This is a genomic window from Deltaproteobacteria bacterium (assembly GCA_016933965.1).
Lineage (GTDB): Bacteria > Desulfobacterota > Syntrophia > Syntrophales > UBA2210 > JAFGTS01.
The window spans coordinates 1-4,465 of the sequence record JAFGTS010000052.1 but is presented as its reverse complement, the minus strand read 5'-3'; the positions used below and the strand labels follow the sequence as shown (position 1 = coordinate 4,465).

The following is a 4,465-nucleotide window of genomic DNA, read 5'->3' as shown; positions in this document are numbered from 1 at the left end:
CTTCCCGAGGCGGCGGCGGCGGCGACGGCGATCAAAAGCGAGGACCTCTCGGTGGTCGATGTCGCCGACGAAAGTTTCGCATCATAGAACGAAAATAGAGGTGAATAATGAGCAGAGAAGATGTTTTCAAGATTGAGAAAGAAGGGAACATTGCATGGTTGACCTTCAACCGGCCGAAGGAACGGAATACCATGACCTTCGAGTTTTTCGACGAGTTGACCCTGATCATGAATGAGTTCGACGCCGATCCCGAAGTGCGGGTTGTTGTCATAAAGGCCGAGGGTAAGAGCTTCACGGCAGGGCTCGATCTTGTGGCTGCCCAGGAGCTCCTGGGAGACGGTTCGGCCCGCTGGCGTGAGTCGCTCAAGCGGAGGGTCACCGAACTTCAGGAAAGCATGAGCTCCATCGAAAAATGCAGAAAGCCGGTCATTGCGGCTGTGCACGGTCATTGTATCGGCGGCGGTATCGACCTGTCCTGTGCCTGTGATATCCGGTACGCATCGAAGGATGTCATTTTCTCCATCCGGGAAACGCGGATCGGCATCATCGCCGATATCGGCACCCTCCAGCGCATGCCCTATATCGTCGGCCACGGCTGGTTCAGGGAACTTGCCCTCACGGGTCGTGACTTCGGTGGTGAAGAGGCCCTGAAAATGGGATTCATCACGAAGCTTTGTGACGACAAGGAGGCCCTGGATGCTGCCGTGAAGGAGCTCGCCGAGGAACTGGCCTTCCTGCCGCCGCTCACCGTGCAGGGGGTCAAGGAAGTCATTAATTTCAGCCGCGATAACGGCGTGTATGCGGGGCTTTCCTATATTGCCCAGAAGAACGCGGCGGCCGTTCCCAACGAGGATATGATGGAAGCCGTGGCGGCCATGTGGGAAAAGAGGGAGCCGAAGTTCAAGGGAAATTGAGAGCGGACATGGATGACCGCTGAAAGGGGGCGGTACTGAGCGGAAAAGGAAAAAAGGAGGTGTCTATGAGTAAACGAGCTACGGGCAGTTTTGTTATGGGCAACTACCCCAAAGTGGCGGCCGCCCGTTACGGGGACAGGGAAGCGATATACTGTGTCACGACGGGTAAACGCCTGAGCTTCCGTGAATTGAACGAGCGCATCAACGGCCTGGGTAACGGGCTCATGTCGCTCGGGGTCAAAAAGGGTGACGTCACGGCCTTTCTGTCGCACAACCGCGTCGAGATCGTGGAAACTTACGGCGGCCTCGCAAAGATCGGCTCTCTGGGCATCCCGCTCAATTACCGCCTTTCATCGGGAGAGATCGTGGAACTTGTCAATTTCTGCGATGCCGAGAACTTCATTTTCGACCCCACCTTTTCGGACCAGGTTGCCGGAATGCGGGCGCAGATGCCGAAGATCAAGCGGTTCATCTGCATGGGCGATGATGTTCCCGACTTTGCCGATTCCTACGAATCGATCATTGCCGGGGCATCCCACGAAGAGCCGGATGTGGATATTTCCGAGGAGGACTACCAGTATCTCAATCTGACCTCGGGGACCACGGGACTTCCCAAGGCGTACCTTCTGACCCATTACAACAATGCCGTAGCCGGGCCTGTCATGGCCTCAATGCATGACGTCACCTCCGATGACGTGATACTCACGGTCTTCCCCATCTTCGGAAGGGTCGGGTTCGCCTGGTTCGGTATCGGGTTATACACGGGAGCGCGGAATGTGATCCTCCAGTTCGATCTCGTCAAGATGCTGGAGGTCATCGAGCAGGAAAAAGTGACCATAGCGAACTGGGTGCCGACCCTGGCGAGCTTTGTCCTTTCCATTCCCGATCTTGAAAAGTACGATCTCAGCTCGCTTCGCGCCCTGGTGTTCGCGGCGGCGCCGCTTCCCAAAAGCCTCCAGGATCAGGTCAAGGAGCGGATATGCCCCAGTATGTATGAATTCTACGGCCTGCAGGAAACGGGCATCCTGGTCAATATGGGGCCCAGGCTCAAGGAACTGAAACCCGAATCGGTGGGGACCCTGTATTATGGCGCGGACGTGAGGATCATCGACCCGGCGACCGGTCAGGATGTCGCCCCCGGAGAGGTGGGGGAGATCATCGGCCGCGGTGTTGCCGTCACCACCGGGTATTACAAGAACGAGGAAAAGACGAAGGAAGCATTCAAGGACGGGTGGTTTCACACGGGCGACCTGGGAAGGTTCGACGAGGACGGTTTCCTCTACCTCTCCGGCAGGATGAAGGACATGCTGATCAGCGGCGGCCAGAATGTTTTCGCCGTCGAGGTGGAGGATATGCTCATGACCCATGAGGCAGTCGCCCAGTGCGCCGTTATCGGTCTTCCCGATGATACCTGGGGCGAGATGGTGACGGCTGTCATTGTCAAATTCCCGGGCAGGGAAGTGACGGAAGAGGAGATCATCGCCTACAGCCGGGAACGGATCGCCCATTTCAAGGCCCCGAAGAAGGTTTTCTTCGTTGACGGTCTTCCCATGACGCCCACGGGCAAGGTGACGAAATACGTTCTGGTGGAACAGTTTTCTGAAAAGAAATGACATGTCCCGGAACATTGCTTCCGGGTCATCACGGGAAGAACAGGATAATGACTGAAAGGAAGGAGAACAGGCATGGCATCGATAATCCTCGATGAACGGGATCAGCGGTTCGTCCTCTATGAAATGCTCGAGGTTGAAAAACTCTGCGAATTGGAAAGATTCGCCGATTTTTCAAAGGACGTGTTTGAGATGGTTCTCAAAGAGGCGGAGAAATTGGCCGTGGAAGAGATATTCCCCACCCTGAAGGAAGCTGATGAAGAGGGGTGCCGGCTCGAAAACGGCCAGGTCTATGTGCCGAAATGTTTTCACCGGGTCTACAAGCTTTTCTGCGAAGGGGGATGGGGTGTCATGTCATTCCCCGTCGAGATCGGGGGGCAGGGTCTGCCGGTTTCCATCAGGACGGCGGCCCAGGATTGGTTCGTTCACAACTTCGCCTTCATCTCCTATCCGGGGCTGACGGAAGGTGCCGCCCATCTCATCGCCGTTTTCGGCACCGATGAGCAGAAGAAGAAATACCTGGAGAAGATGGTCACCGGTGAGTGGAGCGGCACGATGATGCTGACCGAACCGAACGCCGGCACCGACGTGGGGAACCTGAGCACCAAGGCCGTCCGGCAACCCGACGGGACCTACCGGTTGCAGGGAACCAAGATCTTCATTACCAGCGCCGACCATGACCTGGCGGAGAACATCATTCATCCCGTCCTGGCCCGCATCGAGGGTGACCCCCCGGGGACGAAGGGTATCTCCATCTTTCTCGTGCCAAAGTACGTTGTCAATGATGACGGGACGCCGGGCAGGCGCAACGACTACGAGATCGCCAATATCGAGGAGAAGATGGGAATTCACGGCAGTTCGACCTGCCTTATCAATATGGGTGACAACGGCGAATGTTACGGAGAACTTCTCGGTGAGGAACGGCAGGGCATGAAGGTCATGTTCCAGATGATGAACGAGGCCCGGATCGGCGTGGGGATGCAGGGGCTCAGCAGCTCCTCCATAGCCTACCTGCACGCCCTGCAGTACGCCAAGGAGCGGTTCCAGGGTTCCGACATCATGGAGTTCAAGAACCCCGAGGCGCCACGGGTCCCCATCATCAGGCACCCCGACGTGCGCCGGATGCTCCTCTGGATGAAGTCCAGCGTGGACAGCATGCGGGCTCTCATGTACTTTGCCGCCTATGCCGTCGACCGGGAGCTGACGGCGGCCGACGAGGCGGAGAAGGATCGGTGGCAGGGGTTTCTTGAGGTGTTGACGCCGATCTGCAAGGCCTACTGTTCGGACATCGGGTTCCGGGTGACGGAGCAGGCGATCCAGGTGTACGGTGGGTACGGGTACTGTTCGGAGTATCCCGTGGAGCAGTTCATGCGTGACGTGAAGATCGCCTCGATCTATGAGGGTGCCAACGGGATCCAGGCCCTCGACCTGGTGGGTCGGAAGCTGGGGATGAAGAAGGGTGCCTATTTCATGAACCTTCTGATGGAGATGAACGGGACGGTTGGGAAGTACAAGGACAATGCGGTGCTGAAGGACCTGGCGGAGGACGTTCAGGGGGCGGCGAACCTGTTGGGGGAGATGGGGCTCTTTTTTGCGAACTGCGGCAAGGCGGGCAAGTTCATGGTTCCCATCAGTCATGCTTATCCGTTCATGATGATGATGGGGAAGATAGTATCGGGCTGGTTGCTGTTGTGGCAGGCGGGGATTGCGCAGGAGAAGCTTGAGGCTCTGGCGGGCGGTCAGGGGGTGGATCTGTCCGATGCGGGTGCCCGTGCCGCCTTTGTGCGGGGTAATCGAGATGCCGCCTTTTATGACGGCAAGGTAATGAGTGCGCGTTATTTCATCAAGAACGTGCTTCCCGAGGCGGCGGCGGCGGCGACGGCGATCAAAAGCGAGGACCTCTCGGTGGTCGATGTCGCCGACGAAAGTTTCGCATCATAG

3 protein-coding genes are annotated in these 4,465 nt (G+C 57.4%); all 3 read left to right on the top strand.

All coding sequences use genetic code 11. The features are described from left to right. The first annotated feature begins 107 nt into the window (after positions 1 to 107). Positions 108 to 914, top strand: a complete 807-nt coding sequence (locus JXO48_12170) for a crotonase/enoyl-CoA hydratase family protein (GenBank protein MBN2284634.1) — start codon at positions 108 to 110, stop codon at positions 912 to 914. 65 nt (positions 915 to 979) lie between these two features. Next, on the top strand, positions 980 to 2,527 hold the full coding sequence (locus JXO48_12165; GenBank protein ID MBN2284633.1) for an AMP-binding protein: 1,548 nt from the start codon (positions 980 to 982) through the stop codon (positions 2,525 to 2,527). A 72-nt stretch (positions 2,528 to 2,599) separates the two neighbouring features. Continuing rightward, positions 2,600 to 4,465: an acyl-CoA dehydrogenase gene (locus tag JXO48_12160; GenBank protein MBN2284632.1), complete on the top strand. Its 1,866-nt coding sequence runs from the start codon at positions 2,600 to 2,602 to the stop codon at positions 4,463 to 4,465.

Excerpts from the sequence above, each read along its gene's own strand:
- JXO48_12170 (MBN2284634.1), top strand. The coding sequence starts at position 108 with ATGAGCAGAGAAGATGTTTTCAAGATTGAGAAAGAAGGGAACATTGCA.
- JXO48_12165 (MBN2284633.1), top strand. The coding sequence starts at position 980 with ATGAGTAAACGAGCTACGGGCAGTTTTGTTATGGGCAACTACCCCAAA.
- JXO48_12160 (MBN2284632.1), top strand. The coding sequence starts at position 2,600 with ATGGCATCGATAATCCTCGATGAACGGGATCAGCGGTTCGTCCTCTAT.